The sequence below is a fragment of the Bacillus salipaludis genome (assembly GCF_030938565.1).
GTDB lineage: Bacteria > Bacillota > Bacilli > Bacillales > Cytobacillaceae > Neobacillus > Neobacillus salipaludis_A.
This window is the reverse complement of sequence record NZ_JAVGVR010000001.1, coordinates 6,219,406-6,241,398: the sequence shown is the minus strand read 5'-3', so window position 1 is coordinate 6,241,398 and position 21,993 is coordinate 6,219,406. Positions and strand designations below refer to the sequence as shown.

At 40.2% G+C, this 21,993-nt stretch carries 14 protein-coding genes and 2 pseudogenes; 12 read left to right on the top strand and 4 right to left on the bottom strand.

From position 1 onward, the window contains the following. Positions 1-17 precede the first annotated feature (17 nt). Positions 18-3,458 carry a pyruvate carboxylase gene (gene pyc / locus RCG21_RS30955; protein WP_133333203.1) on the top strand — a complete coding sequence of 1,147 codons (3,441 nt, stop codon included), beginning with the start codon at positions 18-20 and terminating at the stop codon, positions 3,456-3,458. 55 nt (positions 3,459-3,513) lie between these two features. On the opposite strand, the gene RCG21_RS30950 is transcribed toward pyc, so the two are convergent. Then, on the bottom strand, positions 3,514-3,669 hold the full coding sequence (locus RCG21_RS30950) for a hypothetical protein (protein ID WP_165976178.1): 156 nt from the start codon (positions 3,667-3,669) through the stop codon (positions 3,514-3,516). A gap of 299 nt (positions 3,670-3,968) precedes the next feature. Here RCG21_RS30950 and RCG21_RS30945 point away from each other — a divergent pair, with 299 nt between their 5' ends. Beyond that, complete coding sequence (locus RCG21_RS30945) at positions 3,969-5,057, top strand: patatin-like phospholipase family protein (RefSeq protein WP_133333204.1); 1,089 nt, start codon at positions 3,969-3,971, stop codon at positions 5,055-5,057. 59 nt (positions 5,058-5,116) lie between these two features. On the opposite strand, the gene RCG21_RS30940 is transcribed toward RCG21_RS30945, so the two are convergent. Then, the gene (locus RCG21_RS30940; protein ID WP_133333205.1) at positions 5,117-8,281 is read right to left on the bottom strand and encodes an EAL domain-containing protein; all 3,165 of its coding nucleotides are present in this window, start codon (positions 8,279-8,281) and stop codon (positions 5,117-5,119) included. A 125-nt stretch (positions 8,282-8,406) separates the two neighbouring features. Here RCG21_RS30940 and RCG21_RS30935 point away from each other — a divergent pair, with 125 nt between their 5' ends. From RCG21_RS30935 to RCG21_RS30905, 7 genes are all read left to right on the top strand, one after another. Beyond that, positions 8,407-8,559 carry a hypothetical protein gene (locus tag RCG21_RS30935; protein WP_308914220.1) on the top strand — a complete coding sequence of 51 codons (153 nt, stop codon included), beginning with the start codon at positions 8,407-8,409 and terminating at the stop codon, positions 8,557-8,559. Between the two features lie 599 nt (positions 8,560-9,158). Next, positions 9,159-9,785 carry a metal-dependent hydrolase gene (locus RCG21_RS30930; protein ID WP_133333206.1) on the top strand — a complete coding sequence of 209 codons (627 nt, stop codon included), beginning with the start codon at positions 9,159-9,161 and terminating at the stop codon, positions 9,783-9,785. A gap of 139 nt (positions 9,786-9,924) precedes the next feature. Next, positions 9,925-10,629, top strand: coding sequence for a hypothetical protein (locus RCG21_RS30925; protein ID WP_235824721.1), 705 nt, complete (start codon positions 9,925-9,927; stop codon positions 10,627-10,629). Positions 10,630-10,837: 208 nt separating this feature from the next. Then, positions 10,838-11,959: an N-methyl-L-tryptophan oxidase gene (gene solA / locus RCG21_RS30920; RefSeq protein WP_308914219.1), complete on the top strand. Its 1,122-nt coding sequence runs from the start codon at positions 10,838-10,840 to the stop codon at positions 11,957-11,959. A 285-nt stretch (positions 11,960-12,244) separates the two neighbouring features. Beyond that, positions 12,245-13,618 (top strand): MFS transporter, encoded by a 1,374-nt coding sequence (locus RCG21_RS30915; protein ID WP_308914218.1) that lies wholly within the window; start codon positions 12,245-12,247, stop codon positions 13,616-13,618. 36 nt (positions 13,619-13,654) lie between these two features. After that, positions 13,655-15,214 (top strand): histidine ammonia-lyase, encoded by a 1,560-nt coding sequence (hutH, locus tag RCG21_RS30910; protein ID WP_308914217.1) that lies wholly within the window; start codon positions 13,655-13,657, stop codon positions 15,212-15,214. A gap of 80 nt (positions 15,215-15,294) precedes the next feature. Beyond that, positions 15,295-16,485 (top strand): helix-turn-helix domain-containing protein, encoded by a 1,191-nt coding sequence (locus tag RCG21_RS30905; protein ID WP_308914216.1) that lies wholly within the window; start codon positions 15,295-15,297, stop codon positions 16,483-16,485. Between the two features lie 5 nt (positions 16,486-16,490). Here the strand turns inward: RCG21_RS30905 and RCG21_RS30900 are convergent. After that, positions 16,491-16,637, bottom strand: a pseudogene (locus RCG21_RS30900) (hypothetical protein); the annotation flags it as partial. Positions 16,638-16,833: 196 nt separating this feature from the next. Beyond that, a pseudogene (locus tag RCG21_RS30895) lies at positions 16,834-18,432 on the bottom strand (sigma-54 interaction domain-containing protein); the annotation flags it as partial. 273 nt (positions 18,433-18,705) lie between these two features. On the opposite strand from RCG21_RS30895, the gene RCG21_RS30890 reads away from it, so the two are divergent. The 3 genes from RCG21_RS30890 (at position 18,706) to RCG21_RS30880 (ending at position 21,834) form a co-directional block, all read left to right on the top strand. Further along, complete coding sequence (locus RCG21_RS30890; protein WP_308914215.1) at positions 18,706-20,127, top strand: YfcC family protein; 1,422 nt, start codon at positions 18,706-18,708, stop codon at positions 20,125-20,127. Positions 20,128-20,159: 32 nt separating this feature from the next. Beyond that, positions 20,160-21,332, top strand: a complete 1,173-nt coding sequence (gene iadA, locus RCG21_RS30885; protein ID WP_133340051.1) for a beta-aspartyl-peptidase — start codon at positions 20,160-20,162, stop codon at positions 21,330-21,332. Positions 21,333-21,690: 358 nt separating this feature from the next. Beyond that, positions 21,691-21,834: a YjcZ family sporulation protein gene (locus tag RCG21_RS30880; protein ID WP_133340049.1), complete on the top strand. Its 144-nt coding sequence runs from the start codon at positions 21,691-21,693 to the stop codon at positions 21,832-21,834. Positions 21,835-21,993 lie beyond the last annotated feature (159 nt).

The window sequence follows — 21,993 nt, the reverse complement described above, 5'->3', positions numbered from 1 at the left end:
AAGGAGAAGGTAAAAATATGACTCGAAAAATTAACAAAGTGTTAGTGGCAAACCGAGGGGAAATTGCGATTCGTATCTTTCGTGCGTGCACAGAGCTAAATATCCGGACTGTAGCCATTTATTCCAATGAAGATGCAGGATCTTTTCATCGCTATAAAGCGGATGAAGCGTATTTAATTGGAAAAGGGAAAAAGCCAATTGAAGCCTATTTAGACATTGAAGGAATCATTGAACTGGCCAAAACACATGAAGTAGATGCCATTCACCCAGGGTATGGGTTTTTGTCGGAAAATATTCAATTCGCCAAACGTTGTGAAGAAGAGGGTATCATCTTTATTGGTCCACAATCCAGACATCTTGATCAATTTGGTGATAAGGTGAAAGCTCGTTATCAAGCCCTCCAAGCTAATATTCCCGTGATCCCCGGGAGCGATGGTCCAATTTCAAGTCAGGATGAAGCGGAAACGTTCGGCCGAGACTTTGGTTATCCTCTTATGATTAAAGCCGCATTGGGTGGGGGCGGCCGTGGTATGCGTATTGTTCGAAGTGCGGATGAATTAAAAGAAGCTTATGAACGTGCTAAGTCTGAAGCAAAGACTGCGTTTGGGAATGATCAGGTTTATATCGAAAAATTTATTGAAAACCCTAAGCATATTGAAGTACAGATTTTGGGTGATCAAGACGGCAACATTGTTCATTTATATGAGCGTGATTGTTCGATCCAGCGCCGACACCAAAAAGTTGTGGAAATCGCACCGAGTGTTACCTTATCGGAAAAATTGCGTAGACAAATTTGCGAGGCAGCTATTCGATTAATGGCAAACGTTGGCTACCTAAATGCCGGAACCGTAGAGTTCCTTGTGGCAGGAGATGCGTTTTATTTCATTGAAGTGAATCCAAGGGTTCAGGTGGAGCATACGATTACTGAAATGATTACAGGGATTGATATTGTTCAGTCGCAAATTCTCATTGCGGATGGATACTCCTTACATAGTAAGGAGATGGGGATTCCGCTTCAGGATGACATACAAATCAATGGTTTTGCGATCCAATCTCGGGTGACGACAGAAGACCCTCTTAACCATTTTATGCCGGACACAGGAAAAATTATGGCGTTCCGTTCAGGTGGCGGGTTTGGTGTTCGTCTGGATGCTGGAAATGGGTTTCAAGGGGCGGTCATTACTCCTTATTATGATTCCTTGCTCGTAAAAGTAACGACATGGGCAGATACGTTTGAGAAGGCGGCTTCAAAAATGCTGCGTAACCTTCGTGAATTTCGTATCCGCGGGATTAAAACGAACCTTCCTTATTTGGAAAATGTGGTCAAGCACGAAAAGTTTTTAAAGGGTGACTTTGACACGTCCTTTATTGATACGACACCAGAATTATTCCTATTTCCGAAAAGTAAGGACCGTGGGACAAAATTGCTGACGTATATCGGGAATGTCACAGTAAATGGGTTCCCTGGCATCGGGAAAAAGAAGAAGCCTGTATTTACAAAACCCACCTTACCTAAAACCATCTGTTCAGAACCTATTCCCGTTGGTACGAAACAAATTTTGGATGCTGAAGGTGCTGCTGGTGTCGTCAAGTGGATTCAGGAACAAAAAGAAGTATTGTTAACCGACACGACCTTTCGTGATGCCCATCAATCTCTGCTGGCAACCCGGATACGGACCAATGATTTAGTACGAATTGCGGAGCCAACGGCACGCTTAACCCCTCATCTTTTTTCGGTAGAAATGTGGGGTGGTGCTACATTTGATGTATCGTATCGTTTTTTACATGAGGATCCTTGGGATCGGTTATTCCAATTACGCAAGAAAATGCCCAATCTATTATTCCAAATGCTTCTTCGTTCTTCCAATGCGGTGGGGTATAAAAACTATCCAGACAATGTGATTAAAAAATTCGTTGAAGAATCAGCAAATGCCGGAATTGACGTGTTCCGAATTTTTGATAGTTTAAATTGGGTGAAAGGGATGTCATTAGCGATTAATTCTGTAAGAGACAGCGGTAAAATTGCCGAAGCTGCCATGTGTTATACTGGAGACATTTTAGATCCGACGAGAAGAAAGTATGATTTGAGTTATTATAAACAGCTTGCGAAAGAGCTAGAAGAATCAGGTGCCCATATTATTGGGATTAAAGATATGGCTGGATTATTAAAGCCACAAGCCGCTTATGAGTTAATCTCGTCTTTAAAGGAAACCGTAGACATTCCGATTCACCTGCACAGCCATGATACAAGTGGAAACGGAATTTATATGTATGCGAAGGCCATTGAGGCAGGGGTAGATATTATCGATACAGCCGTAAGTTCGATGGCGGGTTTAACCTCGCAGCCAAGTGCGAATTCGTTATTTTATGCGTTAGAGGGTCAGGAACGGAAACCAAACATCGATATTCAGAGCCTTGAGGAGCTCTCCTATTATTGGGAAGATGTTCGTAAGTATTATCAACCTTTTGAAAGTGGAATGATCGCCCCGCATACAGAGGTATATGTTCACGAAATGCCCGGAGGTCAATACAGCAACTTACAGCAACAGGCCAAATCAGTTGGATTAGGGGATCGCTGGGATGAAGTAAAAGACATGTATTCAAGGGTGAATCACTTATTCGGAGATCTTGTCAAAGTAACGCCTTCTTCAAAAGTCGTTGGTGATATGGCCCTATTCATGGTTCAAAACAATCTTACGGAGCAGGATATTTACGAGCGCGGAGAAACATTGGATTTCCCGGATTCGGTAATTGAACTATTTGAGGGGTATTTAGGTCAGCCTTATGAAGGTTTCCCAAAAGAACTTCAACGCATTGTTCTGAAAGGGAGAGAGCCGATTACGGTTCGTCCCGGAGAACGATTAGAAGAGGTTAACTTTGAACAAATAGAAAAAACGCTTTTTTCTTCGCTTAACCGTCCTGTTACCAGTCAAGAAGCGATTGCTTATGCCTTATATCCAAAAGTATTTATCGATTATCAGAAGAACGTTGAGCAATTTGGGAATATTTCCGTTTTAGACACGCCTACTTTCTTATACGGAATGCGCCTTGGCGAAGAAATGGAAATTGAAATTGAAAAAGGGAAAACGTTGATTGTTAAGCTTGTCTCCATTGGTGAGGCTGGGCAGGATGGCATACGTACGGTGTATTTTGAGTTAAATGGTCAATCCCGTGAAGTCATGATTAAAGATGAGAGTATTAAGACCACTATCCTTTCTAGACAGAAAGCTGATTTAACCAATTTAAACCATCTGGGAGCTACTATGCCGGGTACGATTATCAAAGTATTGGTGCAAAAGGGAGAAACGGTCTCAAAAGGTGATCATCTCATCATTACCGAAGCGATGAAGATGGAGACCACCATTCAAGCACCATTCGACGGAATCATAAGAGATATTTATGTGAAAAGTGGGGAAGCCATTCAACAAGGGGATTTGCTTATTGAGGTAAGCCGATAAATCCTTTCTCGAAAGCATAAATCGCCCATAGGGACGGTTAACCGTCCCTGTGGCATTAGAGTTTTGCACTCTTTAGCGTCTTTAGTTCCTTTAACCTTTCTTGGATGAACTCAATTTGATCTTCGGTAATAATAAAATCGGTAAGACGGTCCTCAAAATGAGCAATTCGTTCATCTAACTCCTCTATCGTAATGCTATCAGGATTCCTCATAAACCTACCACTCCTTAAATTTTCATGAAAAATAGGGTCATTTTTTAAGTGAATTTATCATTTTTCGATCGCGATTAAACTATTTAAATAGTACTATAAATTTCGCGTATAAAAAATTGATAAAATTCGAAAAAATTCGACATTATCGCTAATCGTGTCGAAAACTAAAATGATAAAATATAGGTGTTAATTGATGTTATCACTTACAATTAAAGGTAAATGAACAAGAGCCTTGATTAATATATGTACGAAAAGCTATAAGTATGAAGCAAATCCAGTTATTTTAAGGAGAAGAAAATATGGAAAAAAAGAAGATTCTCTTAGCCTTACAAGGCGGAGGGGCGCATGGAGCTTTTACATGGGGAGTTCTCGACCGATTGCTTGAAGAAGAAAACCTAGAAATTGCGGCTGCATCCGGAACGAGTGCGGGGGCGGTGAACGCAACCGTATTGGCCTATGGATTGACGATTGGAAACAGACAAACAGCGCGGGAGATGCTTGACCTATTTTGGCGTAAAAACGCTGAATCGGGAATGTTTTCTCCTTTTCAACCGACATGGCTCGATCGGATGGTGAGTCCTGGTAATATGGATTTCAACCCGTTCTATCAATCATGGGGAATCCTTACTTCGTTCCTCTCCCCTTATCAGCTCAATCCATTCGATTTTAACCCGCTTAAGGATACACTGAATGAAATGATTGATTTTGAGAAGGTCCGTAACAATCAGAAAATAAAGCTTTTCTTATCTGCTACGAATGTGAGGACTTCACAAGTTAAAGTGTTTGATACCGATGAAATTACAGTCGATTCCGTGCTAGCCTCAGCGTGCTTGCCGCAAGTCTTTAAAGCGGTTGAAATCGACGGAGAGCATTATTGGGACGGTGGTTATGTAGGGAATCCTGCTCTTTACCCACTGTTATGGGAGCATGATTGTAATGATTTAATGGTTGTTCAAATTAACCCGACCAATTATCCCAAGCTGCCAACAACTGCTCATGATATTGTTGACCGTGCAACCGACATCGGTTTTAATGCTAGTTTAATGCGTGAAATACGCTTCATCAATGGGTTAAATCGACTTGTCGATAACGGATTTGATTACGATGGTGAATTGGAGAAAGTATATATTCATTTTATTAATACAGGTGAAGGGTTGAACCATTTAAATGGTTCAAGTAAATTGAATGTTTCGTGGGATTATCTCACTTACTTGCGTGACTTCGGCCGAAAAAATGCGGATTCATGGATTAAGGAAAATTACGATAAGATTGGCGTCGAGTCAACCTTTGATGTTGAAAAGTTTTTTGGTTCGGACTCCCCTGAGGCCCAAACTTTCATCCTTCCCGGCAGGAAAAAAGCCCGACCGTTTGATTGCTTTTTCCAATAAGTGGACCATGGGGACAGTTCTGATGGCATTTTTGAACCAAGAGAACCGTCCCTGTGGCTTTACCCTAAAGAAAGCGGCACCCTAATATTCACTGTTGTACCCAGATTTTCGATGCTTTCGAACGTTAACGTTCCTTTATGCTGTCTGATAATCCTCATACATAGCATTAAACCTAATCCCGTTCCTTTTTCTTTGTTACTATAGAAGGGTTCTCCTAATCTCTTGATCCGTTCTTCGCTGATTCCCACTCCGTTATCACGAACCTGAATCAGAAGATTTTCTCCGTTCTCGATTCGAACGGTGATGGTGATCATTCCTCTTCTGTTGAAATCTAAAGCTTCAATACTATTTTTACAAAGATTAAGTAAGACTTGTTTGATTTGATTCGCGTCACACATAATGGAAGGGAGCTTCGGTTCCATTTCAATGAAAAATTGGATTCCTTTCAGATGGGCTTCCGACTCTAGTAAGGTTTCTACTTCTTTTAACAAGGCAGAGATATTTACTTGTTTAAGCTGAATTTCCTGTGGTTTTGCAAGGGAAAGAAATTCCTTGATAATATCCTCGATTCGATTAAATTCCGATAGAATCACATTATAGTATTCTTCTTTTAATGGACCTTGTTGGAAAAGTTGAATAAACCCTTTTATCGAGGTAAGCGGATTTCTTATTTCGTGTGCGACTCCTGCAGCTAACTCCCCAACTAAAGATAACTTCTCTGAGTTCCATAGGAGTTCTTCTGCTTTTCTTTTCTCTGTAATATCTTTTCCGACTACCATGATATGCTCTACTACGCCATTCTCAACCATTACGGGGGTTCCTGTTAATTCAAATAATCTCCATTCGCCATTGGCATGTAAAAGCCTAGCCTCCGCCTTGGAAATGGATTGGGTCTTGATCACTTCGTCAAATTGCCTTTGGATCATGAGAGAATCTTCGGGATGAATAAGATGAAGGGTATTGTTGTCTTCAAAAAACTCTGGAGAATACCCTAATACAGTTGCATGGGAAGGGGATGCATAGATCCCGTTTCCATTCAGATCAAATAAAATAAGCAAATCCGACATGTTTTCTGCAATTAAACGATAGTTCTTTTCACTTTCCAGCAGTGCTCTTTCTGTATTCTTTCGATCTGTAATATCGATACAGGAAGCAATTACCTCCATCACTTCTCCGCCGCGTTTAATCGGGCTTAACACTGCAAGATAGGAAACGCCATTCACCTCTGTTTCATAGGTAACTCGTTCTTCTCCATTCCAGGCCCGCTCATAATACGGTTCCTTTTCTTTCGCAATCTCTTCCGGAAAAAACTCGATTAATTGCTTCCCTACGACAAGGTTAGGCATAAGGCCTAAACGATACAATAATTCACCGTCACATAAGGTGTGAATAAAATGACCATTAATTTTTTTGAATTTAAAAATCATTCCTTGTTGTAAACGGATCGTTTCGTTTAATTCTTTTTTCGCCTGACGCACTAATTCTTCGGACCACTTACGTTCATTGATATCTTGAGAAATTCCGGAATCTTTCACTACTTTTTCAATTTCAATAAGGGAACCCTCTAATTCCTGTGCTGATAATGGTTTCGTAAAGAGGAACCCTTGTCCTTCATCACAGAGATGCTGCTGTAAAAAGATTAGTTGTTCTTTTGTTTCAATTCCTTCCGCGACCACACTTAAATTTAAGTTATGTGCCATGGAAATGATGGTTTTTACAATCGTTTCGTCATTCGGGTTGTTTTGCAGACTACGAACAAACGATTGATCAATCTTCAAGGTATTCACCGGAAACTTTTGCAAATAATTCAATGAACTAAAGCCAGTTCCAAAATCATCTATACTAATATGGACCCCAAGCTTCTTTAGTTTGTGTAAGGTGTTAATCGTACGTTCGATATTTGCCGTCATACTCTCGGTAATTTCTAATTCTAAATAGTTTGGTTCCAACTTCGTTTGAAGAAGAATCTTCGCAACCGTTTCCTCCAAATTGGATTGAGTAAACTGCTTAGCCGATAGATTAACCGATACGGTTGTTACGAATCCTTTCTGCTGCCATTCCTTATTCTGTTTACAAGCTGTATAGAGTGCCCACTCGCCAATCGGAATAATTAACCCCGTTTCTTCGGCAACCGGAATAAAGGTATTTGGCGCGACCATCCCTAGTTCTGGATGGTTCCAACGGATTAAAGCCTCAACTCCAACGATTTTCCCTGTTTTTAAACTGATCTTTGGTTGATAGTGAAGAAGTAACTCCTCCTGTTGGATTGCTTTATGAAGGTACATTTCTAATTTCAACGGATTTATATCCGTTTCGCGGCTATTCATGGAGTAAAATTTAAAATTATGTTTTCCATCCTTTTTGGCTTGGTACATCGCAAAATCAGCATGGTTGATTAGGCTTTCTACTGACTCACCGTCTTCGGGGAATAAGCTGATTCCGATGCTGGGACTCGTAAAAATATCGTAATTTTGTATTTTAAAGGGAGAAGCTAGAGCATCTAGTATCCTTTTACTAACTTTTGCTGCCACGTCTCGGTCCGCGTTATATAAAAGGACAATAAATTCATCGCCGCCTTGTCTGAAAACGATGTCTTTATCCTCTACAGTTGACTTTACACGTGCAGCTACTGCTTTTAATAATTGGTCCCCTGTATGATGACCAAGGGTATCATTGATCATTTTGAATCGATCAAGATCCATAAATAATACGGCAATATTTTGTTTCTTTTCTGCGGCTAGGATTAATTCATTTGAGAGTGTTGAGTTTAATTTATTTAGGTTTGGCAGGCCTGTTAAGTAATCATGATAGGCCATATGTTTATAGTTTTTTTCTATTTCTACTTGATTGGTAATATCCTGTGCGATTCCAAAAACACCATTGATTTGTCCCTCTACGATAATAGGGACGAAGGTAACCTGTAAATGAATCTTTGATCCGTTCTTATGAAGGATTGTCGTACGAAAGTTTTGTGGTTCTCCTTTTATACATCGGTCAAAGTGGTGCAGAGCCTGTTCGCGTTGTTTCAGAACGATCAGGTCTCTTATTTTCATCGGCCGTAATAGTTCTTCTTTCCGAAACCCTGTAAGTTTTTCACAAACAGAATTGTAGTGGGAGAAGGTTCCATCTACATCAAGGGAGAAGACCATGCTGGCATTATGTTGAAAAAGCGATTGGTAATGTTGATTGTATAGTTCTAATTGTTCAATCATGTCTTTGGCCATCACATAAACTCCTAAACGTAATATTTGAAGATCTAAGTTTAGTGGGTTGAGATTCTATATTTAATAATTATAAACGTTTTTTCGAAAAATAGATTCTGCTTTTGGTTAAAAAATGGGAGGTACAAGTGCAAAAGTGGTGGGTAACGTTAAAATACGTTGGGTCCTTGGACCCTGAAGAGTGGGATTTTACTGAAAATGGTAATTATCCCTTTGGAAAGAGACTTATTTTAAGAGAATTACATGGGCGTTTAGTAGTTTTAATAGAGAGTGGAAGATAAAAGGAGGGAAGAGGAAGATAAAAGTGCAAAAGTGGCTGATAAATTGATAAAACTGGAAGGTAAAGTGTCAAAACTGGTGGATAACGTTAAAATGTGTTGATTTCTTGGATCCTGCGGAGTAGGGTTTTACTGAAAATGGAAATTATCTTTTGAAAAGAGACCCATTTTGAGAGAAATAAAAGAGTGTTTAGCAGTTTTAATAGAGAGTGGAAGATAAAAGAAGGGAAGTGGAAAGTAAAAGCGCAAAAGTGGAAGATAAATTGATAAAACTGGAAGGTAAAGTGTCAAAACTGGTGGATAACGTTAAAATGTGTTGATTTCTTGGATCCTGCGGAGTAGGGTTTTACTGAAAATGGAAATTATCTTTTAGAAAGAGACCTATTTTAAGGGAAATACATGGATGTTTAGTAGTTTTAATAGAAAGTAGAGGGTAAAAGGTGGGAAGTGGAAGATAAAAGTGCAAAAGTGGCTGATAAAGTTAAAATACATCAGGAAAAGAATCATGCATTCATTAATTAAAGCTAAACAGAACACTTGTTTTGTTGTAGAATGAAGACAATGGTGTTTTTAGAAAAATTTAGTTAGAGGTGGATTTTCGATTGAATGGAACAGCACATGCAGCAATTGGGGCAGCGACAGGTTTTGTTGTTGCCAACACTATACAAACCTCCCCGTCTATGACTCTATTTTTAATAGGATTGGGTGGGGTTTCGGGATTAGTCCCCGACCTTGACATTGACGGGAAACTTCGTGAAAAAATTACCTTATCCCATCAGGTGATCCAGCTAGTAGCACAGTTAATTGGAATTTTGATGATCCTTTATAGCTTTTTTCAGGGTGCAGGGAGAGAAAAATTGCTTGGGATTGGAATCGGCTTGGTGATGATGGTGATATCGGCGAAGATCAAGCAAAAGCATATGTTAACCCTTACCGGAATCGGTGTACTAGCAGGTGGATTCTCTTTACAGGAAATGTGGTTGATTCTACTGGGGATATATATATTAATTGCGTCCTTTGTTCCACATCGCAGCTATACCCATTCTATATTAGGAGTCATTTTCTTCGGAGTGACCGCTTCAAAGTTAGAAGCGTCACTCGGAATGGACGGTGTTTATTATACGTGCATTCTAGGATACATTAGTCATCTGATTGCTGATTTAAAAATATTGCCATGTAATAGACGGGGCGTTAAATTGTTTTTGCCTATTTCATCGAAGGAACTATAGATTGTAATTTACCTTGAAAATAATCCTTTCCCACACATCTTTCAAACCTGTTGCATTAAATGTTATTGGTACCCAAGAAGAAGGCCGAAAACCGTTCAACTAAAAAGTATGAAGAAAAATAAAAAAGGGGAAAAGGACAGTGGGGAGTAGAGAAAAACACAAAGGTAACCAAGACAATCGTATTCCCAATAGTAAAGAAAAAAATAAAGATAAACACCAAGAAGGCGTTGAGTATGCCTATCCCAGCAGTAAAGAACAATTTAAAGCTAAACACCAAGAAGTTATTGAGCGTGCCTATCGCATTCCGATATTTTTAAGTACGACCACACATTTAAATGACAATCAAAGCATGTTTCTAAACCGTCTAATATTAGAGATTGAGAATGCTTTGCTTTTTCCGCGTACCTTACCTTTAAGTGAGAGTTACCCGGAATCCATTTTAACGGATATTCGCCGGTTAGTTTCATCAAGTTATGGAATGTTGGCCATGAACTTTCGTCGATTTCTCGTTGAGGTCGTTGAAACCAATGAAGGACCATCTCCATCGACCCCTCCGTTCTGGGAGGGATCCGTATATTCACAAGTAGAACCTTCTATGGCTTTTCAATTTGGTCTACCTATATTATTAGTAAGGGAAGATAATACGGACGCCAATAATGGAATTTGGTCAGGCGGAATTGCCCCGCTCAACACATTTATTGTTTGGGATTCTGAAAATCAAACAGTTGATGAATTTTTTAATACCATTGAGTGGAGAGAAGCCTTTGCCAATTGGAGTGCAGAGGTAAGAAATGCTTATTATATTCAGACAGAGCCTAAGTTCAAATACAGATGCGATCGGTAAATTGGTATTTTTACCAAATTGAATATTTTATTAAGCTGAAAAAATAAGCATCGATTTCGATGCTTATTTTTATTGTTTTAAGATTTTCTTTTCAAAATTCAGCTTTTCCTGTCAATTTATAAGGGAAGGTCTTTCCGGATGATATATTATTAATTATATAGGAATTATTTTAAACATGTAGAAGATTACATGGGAGAGGTGAAAACAGATGGGAAGACATTATGATGTGATTATTGTTGGAGCAGGATCTATGGGAATGGCTGCTGGTTATTATTTATCCAAGCTGGGAATCAAAACATTGCTGCTTGACCGGAACAATCCACCGCATGATCAGGGAAGCCATCATGGGGAAACAAGGATTATCCGTCACGCTTATGGTGAAGGGAAACAATATGTTCCCCTTGTATTACGAGCACAGGAATTATGGGAACAACTTCAGGAGGAATCAAATAAACGGTTATTTCTCCAAACAGGGGTGCTGGGAGTTGGAGCACCGGGGTCTCCTTTTATAAAAGGAGCAATCGATAGCGGCAGGGAATATTCTTTGCCTTTTGAAGTCTTATCGAGTGAGGAGATGGCATATCGATGGCCGGGTGTTACCTTCCCAGAAGGATTTACCGGATGCTTTGAAACGAGGTCAGGAGTACTGTATAGTGAACAATGCATACAGGCTTTTCGAGACCTGGGCATTGAAAATGGTATGACGTTACTTCCGTTTACACAGGCTGAAAAGATTGAAGTTGATTCAAATGGAGCAACCATTACAACGGAGAATGACACCTATTATTCAGATTTTGTCGTGGTAAGTGCGGGTGCATGGTCGGGGAAATTGTTAAAGGAGTTAGGATTGGATCTCTCACTTCAGCCCACCAGGAAAACCGTTTCATGGTTGGAATGTGACCGGCAATTATATGATTCTAGCCTATTTCCCGCCTTTACAGTTGATTTACTGAATGCCCATTATTATGGGTTTCCGAGCATTGGTGGAAGTGGAGTGAAAATCGGCCGCCATGATGGGGGAGTACCGGTGGATCCGGATGCAACGGTAAGCCCGTATGGAGCGGATGATGAACAGGAGATACGTACGTTTTTAGAGAAATATATGCCGGGAGCAAATGGCCCTTTGGTAAAAGGAAGTACTTGCTTCTATACGTTAACGCCGGATGAAGATTTTATTTTGGACAAGCATCCTGAGTATCCGCATCTGTTTATTGCTGCTGGGTTTTCTGGACATGGATTTAAATTTTCAAGCGTGATTGGCGAAGTCATCAGCCAGGTTGTTACAAAGGGGAAAGCGGATTACGATTTGAGTAGATTTTCAATAAGGTGATAATGTCCATGGGGACGGTTCTTCTGGCTTTTTGAATCAGGAGAACCGTCCCTATGGTCTTTTTAAAATAGCAATATTGTGCTAATATTTCGAAATATCCTCTAGAGTCAAACAATTTAAAAATAGATATAATCGCTTTATCACACTAATTGATTAATTATTTACTAGTTTATTAATCAATTGAAAACGCTTTAATTGCTAGCTGTAGAGGAGGAATGAGTCGATACGTTTATTTTTTTGGAATTGAATATCTGAAAAATCAAAAATTAGAGAGGGGAATTTCCGGTGAACAAACAAACCTATAGGATGGATGACGCTCCGCTAAATAAGTTTCATATAAAAATTACTGCGCTGACCTTTGGTTCCAATTTTTCGGATGGATATGCTCTTGGAATCATCGGGATGGCCCTTAGTCTGCTTAGTCCGCAAATGCATCTTGGTCCATTGTGGAATGGATTAATTGGAAGCTCAGCCTTAATCGGATTATTCTTTGGTAGTCTTTTGCTTGGCGGACTTTCTGATAAAATTGGCAGACAGAAAATCTTCTTATCTAATTTTGTCATTATTACCATAGCTTCTGCTTTGCAATTTTTTGTGAATGATCCCATCACCCTTTTCATACTAAGGATTTTAATCGGTATTGCTCTTGGCGGGGATTATGCAGTAGGTTCTACATTACTTGCGGAATTTGCACCAAGAAAGTACAGAGGTCTTCTATTATCATCCTTAAATGTTTTATGGACCGTTGGTTATGTGCTTTCCAATGTTGTAGGATATTATCTTGGAAAAATGGGACCGGATTCTTGGCGCTGGATGCTTGTGAGTGCAGTCGTTCCTGCTGTCATTGTTTTAGTGATGCGGATTGGAACTCCTGAATCTCCAAGATGGCTGGTGAAAATGGGCCGAAAAGAAGAGGCAAGAGAAATCGTGAAAAAATATATTGGACCTCATGCCGTAATGGATGAAACGATTTCGCAAGATGCTGCCACCAATTATGGAATGAAGGATCTTTTCAACAAACATCTTTGGAAACGCACGGCATTTGGCGGCCTTTTCTATGTATGTCAGGTAGTCCCATACTTTGCTATTTATACTTTCCTTCCAACCATTTTAGAGAAAATGGGCTTTGAAGAAACCTTTACGGTTGATATGCTGTTAAATCTATTCCTTCTTGTGGGTTCAATCGCAGGTTTATGGTGTACAGAAAAGCTCTCACGCCGCGGTTTTACCATTTATACCTTTATTATCCTAACAATTTCCTTATTTGTTCTAAGTCTTTTGCCAGCAGGATCGCATGGTTTTTCGATTATGATTTTCGTCATTTTCACCTTTGTTATGGCGGCAGCTTCCAATTTAACTCTTGTTTACCCAGCAGAGCTATTCCCAACGGAAATTCGCGGTACGGGCGTTGGGATGGTTACCGCAATCAGCCGAATCGGTTCAGCGATTGGAACATTCCTTTTGCCGATTAGTGTAAGCTCCTTTGGAATGACAGCATCTATGATCACCATGTCTGTTATCTTATTGATTGGAACGGTTGTTTCGATTTTCTGGGCACCTGAAACGAAATCACTTGGCTTGAATGAAGCGAGTGATCCAAACCTAGACGTTGCAATTAGTCTAAATGGAGAGGGAAAGAGTGTTGAAGCAGTCAAATAACATTCATTTCTTGGTCATGAAAGGGGGAAATAAGGGATGATTACTACGGAATCAAACACCCGCCCAAAGGAAATAAAAAAAGTTACCTTGGGTGATGGAGATGTTTCCCTAAATGAAATCATTGCTGTTGCTAGATATGATGCAGAGGTTTTATTTTCACAAGATTACGACGACCGGGTCAATCTTTCGCGATCAGTCATTGAAAAGTTTTTGGAAGAAGAGCGGGTCATTTACGGGGTCACAACGGGATTTGGCAGTAATGTAACCCAAAATATCTCCGCTGAAGATGCTGAGACCCTTCAAAAAAATATTATTCGTTCTCATGCCGTTTCGGTTGGTGCTCCGTTGGAGAAAGAAGTGGTAAGAGCCATCCAATTCATGATTCTAGTGAACTTAGGGATTGGTTTTTCAGGTGTAAAGTTAGCGACTTTAGAACTTTTAAGGTCGCTGCTCAATCACCAAATTACTCCTTTTGCCCCTGGGGAAGGGTCGGTCGGGTATTTATCTCCGGAAGCGCATATGGCCTTAGTGTTAATGGGGGAAGGAAAGGCCTGGTATAATGGTGAGCTGATTCCCGGGAGTGAAGCATTAGAAAAAGCTGGTTTACAGCCAGTAACATTAGGTTGTAAGGAAGGATTAGCCCTTACAAGTGGAACGACTTCGGTCACTGCTTTCGCATCATTAGCTCTCTACAACAGTATTCAGGTGACAAAAACAGCGGATATTGCTGGTGCGTTGTCTCTAGAAGCGTTAAAGGGAACCATTAAAGCCTTTGATCCACGAACACATGAGGTTAAGAGACATGTTGAACAAGCTGGCACAGCTCGAAACCTTGTAAAAATGCTGCAAGGCAGTGAGATTGCTGAAAAATATCAGGATTACCGATTACAGGATGCCCTTAGCCTGAGATGTATTCCTCAAGCTCATGGAGCCGTAAAAAAGGTTTTAAAAGATGCGGAATTTACCATATGTAATGAGATAAACTCGTCAAGTGACAATCCACTGATTATTACAGAGAATCAGGGAGATGCCCTTATGGGTGGGAATTTCGATGGAACATACGTCGGTATCTATGCGGATACAATGGCCATTGCAATGGCCAATCTAGCAAAGGTTTCAGAGAGAAGGCTAGACCGACTAGTTAACTATCATGTAAGTGAACTTCCGAATTTTCTCGTAGCCAAACCAGGCTTAAATAGCGGTTACATGATTCCACAGTATACGGCAGCAGGACTGCTGAATGAAATAAGGGTTCTTGCACATCCCGCAACGGTTGATAATACACCAACCTGTGCCAGTCAGGAGGATGTTGTCAGTTTTGCTTATTTTGCCGCAAAAAAAGCCTATCAAATCGCTAAAAAGCTGGAGAATATTTTAGGGCTTGAACTGATGGCAGCTGTCCAAGCGTTGGATTTTCATCGACCTCTAAAACCTTCACCCGTCAGCCAAAAGGTTTATGAGCTCATCAGGAGCGCGGTTCCAACGGTAGAAGAAGATCGATATTTCTATCCTGATATAGAATTTATTACCAACCTTATAAATGAAGGAGAAATTCTAAACGCTGTCGAATTGATAATGGGAAAATTAGATTGGTAGGAATGTTTAGAATAATGGAAGCTTTTTTACTCATCTTCATTCGAGTAGAATAGCTTCTATTCTTTTTGGGGGCTAAGAATATGGTCGAGGAACTGACACAAATATCTTTTGCACAGCTACTTCTTTCAGGGACCTTTGTACACGTGGCACCTTTTGAAGTTTTACAAGAAAAGTACAGCGCGAATATTCAGCCTAATGTAGTTGTTTTAGTTTCGATGGATCGTTATCCGGATTTAGCTGACGGAAAACCGGTTGAATGGAAAATAAATGTTGGGCGGAGGCTTGTGGAAGAATTAGACATCCTCTTACCTGTTCCATTTTTATGGGCATGGACAGAAGAGGGGGTTCTGGCGCTCTTACTGGATTTTCATGAGGTACCTGCACATGATAGAAAGAGGGAAATCCTTTTACTGGCTGAAGAGATTCAAAAGGGATCCGATCAAATTGGCATACATGTATCGATTGGGATCGGAAATTTTTATGATGACCCAGTTTCTCTCATTTGTTCATTTGAAGAAGCCAAGAAATCAATGTCCGGAAGGTTTTTTCAAGGGAATAAATTAATTTTTCACACAGATATGAGAAAAAACATGGTGGAATCCTTAAAGATTCCTTTAACAAAAGAAAAGTCAGAACTATTTTCTATTGTTAGAATCGGGCACACAGAAGGGGTTGTGACCCAAATGAAAGGAATCATGGAGAGGGTTGCTAAGATTTATAGCTATAATGAAGAGGTCTTTAAATCTGAGGTCATTGATCTGCTCATGATGATGTCTAGAATTGATTTAGAAGCCGGAGTAAGTCCTGTCTCGATTTTGACCAACACGGCAAATGTCATTCAAGATCTCTATCATACGATCCGATATGACAAATTTGTTATGAAGGTTTGTAAGTATGCAGAATGGTTAACCGAACAGGTAGAAAATATCCATATTGGTGATGTTTCACCCAATATTAAACAGGCGATTCGGTATATGAAAGAGAATCATCAAAAAGATGTTTCTTTAGAAGATATCGCCCATTATTGTCACTTAAGCAGATATCATTTTAGCCATCTTTTTAAAAAAGAAGTGGGAACCAGTGTCATGGATTTTTTTAATAAGCTCCGAATTGATAAATCCTTATTCTATTTAGAAAAGACCGACTCATCCGTGCAGGAAATTGCGAATCAAGTGGGTTTCCAGGATTCCAATTACTTTAGCCGATTATTTAAAAAATATATCCATTCGAGCCCAACCGAATATCGGCGATTAATGAGTAATCGTTTTTGAGGGGTCTAGGCGGGATTTATTAATAAAACACTTTTGTCAATATTGTATTTAGCGTGCCGGTTGTTGATGATGTAGGTTTCGTAAATTTCTCTATCCATCGGATCCTCGACGATGGATAGAGAAATTTTATACACTTCATCACGGTGCATTTTTTTTGTACGCTCCTTTTGACAATCTTTTTACTGCAATGTAAAAAGAAATCACCATTTTATAATCTATTCCCTGATTCTAATCAAACGTTTGATTAAAAAAATGCGTAGATCTTGTCGGTTTGTAAAGAGCGGGTGATTGTTTCCAAGTATTTTAGGATGGATTAACCACCTTCTCTAGTCGTATCAAAGGCACAATTTCTAACTTTACCCACTTTCCGCTCTTTGTGATGAGATGCTTAATCAAAAGTGGAATATCGGCTCTTCTCTCATTGAGTGGTGGAATACAGAGATTAAGTACATTCAGCCTGTAAAACAAGTCTGATCTAAATGAGCCTTCCCGTATCTTTCCTTTAAGATCTTTATTCGTTGCGGTAATCACTCGAACATTAACAGGAATAATTCTTCCACCTCCGATTCTGCGAATTTCTCTCTCCTGCAGAACGCGCAGCAGGTGTGATTGAACAGTGAGACTTATGTCGCCAATTTCATCCAAAAAGATAGTCCCGCTATCCGCCAATTCAAACAGACCTTTCTTGCCTCCCCTTTGCGCTCCTGTAAATGTCCCTTCTTCGTAGCCGAATAATTCGCTTTCAAGCAGGGTTTCTGTTAAGGCGCTGCAGTTTACAGCCAGAAACGGCCCGTTTTTCCGCATTGAATGCCCATGAATAGCATGCGCAAATAGTTCTTTTCCTGTTCCTGTCTTGCCCTGAATCAAAATCGGATGCTCCGACAAGGCGAACTTCTTGGCGATCAGCTTGCATTCTTTCATTACATCATGCTCGCCAATAATATCATGAAAGCTGTATTTCGTATAAAAACTATTATTTTGCATTTCTCTTTGCGCAGTCTTTTCAATTTCAGAGGCTTGATGTACACTTTTGAAGGTTGCGACAATGGTATTTTCTTTCATCATTTGCAATCGAAAAATAACGACATCCACGCCGTCTATGTCGAAGAATTTACTTTCATCCTTGCCGTTCATGATGAAATCGATAATATCCCGGCGATTCATCACATGTTCTATATACTTATTGATCACATCTTGCGCACCAACATGAAACAATGCCGCAAGACTATGATTGAATACCGTAACCCGTCCCTCCTGGTTAACGACCAATATTCCATCATCGACAGTCCCCAACACATTTTGGATGTGCTCGCTCATCTGCTTGGCATCCCGCTCTGCAACTAACAGCTTACGTTGTAATTCAATGATATTGCGAATATACCTTTCTGAAATCTTCGAGGCTATATCTTTGTCCAAACCGCAGCATTCCACAACTTCCAAAATGGTTGTCATATCAAAAAGACGCACGCCTATATCGATTACTTCTTTTATATAAGAGGGGCACAGATGCGTTTCTCCTGGTGAAACGGCAATTTGAACATCCTCATAAAACAATATGCCCTTCCGAAAAGGGATAATTTGAATATGATCGACACCAAGCTGATATAAGGATTCAATAAGGCTTATCGTTGCATCATGATCATCATTTACCAGCAGAACTGTTGAGCCTTCAGGTATTCTTAAAAGTTTGTCAATGTATTCATGATGAACGGTTCTCTTGCCCACAATTATTTTCTCGGCATTCACGCTATACATACCGTTGGTTCTATTAAAAGCAGCATCTGATGAACACAAGATAATGGTATCTTCCAGAGACTGCGGTATTCCTTCATCTGCAGCATGACTGTTAATTTGAACATAGTCTCCAAGCAGTTGTTCCAGCTGTTCGTGCAAAGCTTGCTTTGTTTTTACACTTCCCGCTATAAGTGTAAGGGCGGATTTCGTCATAAGATCCCTTCCTGTCTTTAAATTGGTTCTATTATATCACCAAAAAAGGCCAATTAAACCCTAAAGAATGATTCCAAGTATATAAATCCCCTTTAGAATCAATCTCCCCATTTTGGCACAGATTTTGCATCCATAAATGGACGAAGTGCCAGAGGATTTGAAAAGGAGGGGGAAATATAGGATGAAAGGTAAAAAAGGATAGGCGATCAGAGAAAACGAATTGTAAGCGTTTTTGTAGGATTCTTTTATTTTAATTACAAAGGAGATTTGTGTATGGGCCAACCACAAGAAAAAGCTGTTTCGCTCGGAACAGCGGGGAAAAGAGAGAGAAAAATCAATATTTTTGTATTGCTATTCATCATTCTTTTTATTGCAACTCTATTAACCTATGTTTTGCCTGCTGGGGAATATGTACGGATTGAAGCGAATGGACGGACAACGGTAGACCCTCACTCTTTTAAGTGGTTAAAATCTGCACCAGTAGGTTTGTTCGATATGATAAAAGCTGTTCCTACAGGAATGGTAGAAGCGGGCAATATTATCTTTTTCTTGTTAATTATCGGAGGATTCTTCGGTGTATTAAGAGCAACAGGTACGGTTGACGTACTTATTGCAACTTTGGCTCGGAAGTTGGCAAGGCGTGAAAAATTATTAATCCCTATCGTGATGCTGGTTTTCGCTGCGGGAGGCTCCTTAATGGGGATGGCGGAAGAAACGCTGGCTTATGTTCCTCTTGTCATTCCGCTAGCGTTGGCTTTAGGATTTGATGCAATTACAGGAACGGCCATTGTCATAATAGGGGCATTGTCAGGGTTTACGACTGCCATCATGAATCCCTTCACAGTAGGGATCGCGCAAGGCATCGCGGAATTGCCGATGTTCTCAGGCATAGGATACCGCCTCATTTTATTTGTTATTGTTTACCTTGTTTCTGTTCTTTTTATCTATCGTTACGCAATGAAGGTAAAGAAAAACCCTTCTATAGGCGTCTACGGAAAATATACAAAAGAAGAAGCGAGCCATCTACTGCAATCCAATGAGAAGTTAACAGCGAGGCATAAATGTATCTTAGTTGCTTTTTTACTTAACTATATCGTTTTGGCTTTAGGTGTGATCAAGTTCCAATGGTACATTACAGAAATTGCAGCCTTATTCATTATATTGACAATCGTAGTTGGAATCATCGGAAACATGTCTGCAGATCGTATTGTTAACTCCTTTACAAAAGGTTCTGCTTCCTTAATCGGTGGAGCCTTGATCATCGGCGTTTCACGTGCGATTCTTGTTGTATTAAATGAAGGGCATATCATCGACCCTCTCCTGCATCAAGTATCTGAGTCCATCAAACATTTTCCTGGCTATTTAAGCGTTGCCGGTATGTATAGCTTCCAGACGCTTATTCACTTTGTTCTAGCGTCCGGCAGCGGTCATGCAATGCTGACAATGCCGATTATGGCGCCGCTCGCGGACCTACTGCATATTACACGCCAAACTGCGGTGTTGTCTTTCTCTTTTGCAGACGGAATCGGAAATATGATTTTTCCGACTGCCACCACCTTAATGGCAAGTTTGGCCATTGCCGGTATTTCTTGGACAAAGTGGGCGAGGTGGATTCTTCCGCTGGTACTCATTCAATATCTCATCGGATTAATAGCTGTCATCACAGCTTACTTTATCGGATATGGTCCATTTTAAGGCCAAGAATTATTAACAGGAGGAGAAAAAAATTGCTTACCTTAATCAAAAATGGCGAAGTATACGCACCCAATTACCTAGGACGGAAAGACATATTGATAGCAGACGATAAAATCGCATTTATCGATAACAAAATTGAGATTCCTGACAACTTTGTTCCTATTCAAATTATGAATGCAGCAAATCTTTTAGTTGTTCCGGGATTTATAGATTCACATGTTCACATTATTGGTGGAGGCGGCGAGGGCGGATTCAAAACCCGCACTCCCGAGCTTATGCTCACTGATATTACAACCGCAGGTATTACAACACTAGTTGGCTTACTTGGTACGGACGGGACAACACGAAAAATGGAGAGTCTACTTGCCAAGGCGCGGGCGCTTGAAGAAGAGGGTGTTTCCTGCTTCATTCATACAGGCTCCTATCAAGTGCCCGTAAAAACACTAACGGACACAATCGAAGACGATATTATTTTAATCGACAAAATTATCGGTGTTGGAGAGATTGCCATTTCTGACCATCGATCATCAGAACCCACATTTGAGGAACTGGCTAAAGTCGCTGCTGCGGCACGAAATGGTGGGATCCTTTCAGGGAAAGCCGGCATAATAGAAATTCATGTAGGGGACGGGGAGGGGAAGCTTTCATTGCTGCATGAAATTGCAGATCAAACTAACATTCCGATTCGGCATCTCCATCCGACACATATCAACCGAAATGAAGAATTATTCAAGGCGGGAATTGATTACGCAAAGCAAGGGGGATATGTTGACTTTACTACAAGTACCATTCCTCAGTTTTTGGAGGAAGGCGAAGTGAAGTGCAGCAAGGCATTGCGCAGGATGCTTGAAGAGGGGATTCCAGTCGGACACATCACCTTCTCTTCAGACGGACAGGCAAGCCTTCCCTTCTTTGACAGCGATGGGGCGTATGTAGGCCTTCAAGTCGGAAAAGTATCGTCGTTATATCATGAAGTAAGAGATGCTGTTTTAGAGGAAGGCATCCCGTTGGAAACGGCATTGGAGGTCATCACCACGAATCCCGCACAAGTGTTAAGGCTTTCAAGCAAGGGCAGCATCCAAACCGGAAAGGATGCTGATATCGTATTGTTGCAAAAGGAAACATTAACAATTGACACTGTAATGGCAAGAGGACAGGTAATGGTTGAAAAGGGGGTTCCGCTGATAAAGGGAACTTTCGAATAAAAAATGGGAATTTACGAAAAAAAGGAACCGTGTACGGAAAGACAAGATTTTTTAGGAGAAAAGCAAGTTCCGGCCGGGCGATGCCTATTACAAGAAACGGGCTATAAACAGTTAAAATTCGAATTACGAATTTATCGACAAAAAACTTCCTCGGAAACTAGAGGATGTTCGTTTTCCAAAAGGCAAAGGTGGCTAACTACTACTTAGTCATCTTATTTAGATAATTATAATTTCCCTGAAAAGCTCAGATTTTGTAATAAATTACTGGGTGTATCCTAAAAAAAGTTAGGGAAAACGCCCTTACCTCCATAACTTATCAACATATTTTATAAGGAATAAAAAAGAGGAGGACTACAAAATGGATGGATTTGGATACGGCGGATTTGGTGGCTGCGGTTGCGGCGGTTTTGGCTACGGAGGTGTCGGCTTCGGCGGCGGTTTTGCATTAATCGTTGTATTGTTTATCTTGTTAATTATCGTTGGTGCAGTAATCTTTTATTAAGTAAGAACAATAAAAAAGCCCTTTAAGGGCTTTTTTGTTTGGGATTACTCTTTATATGACCTATGTGCACACAAGGGGTAATGAGGGATAGTTGTAACGGCTACACTCTAGCGTATGCGTATGGCTAGGCAAAATAATCAAATGGTTAAGCCTGATTTT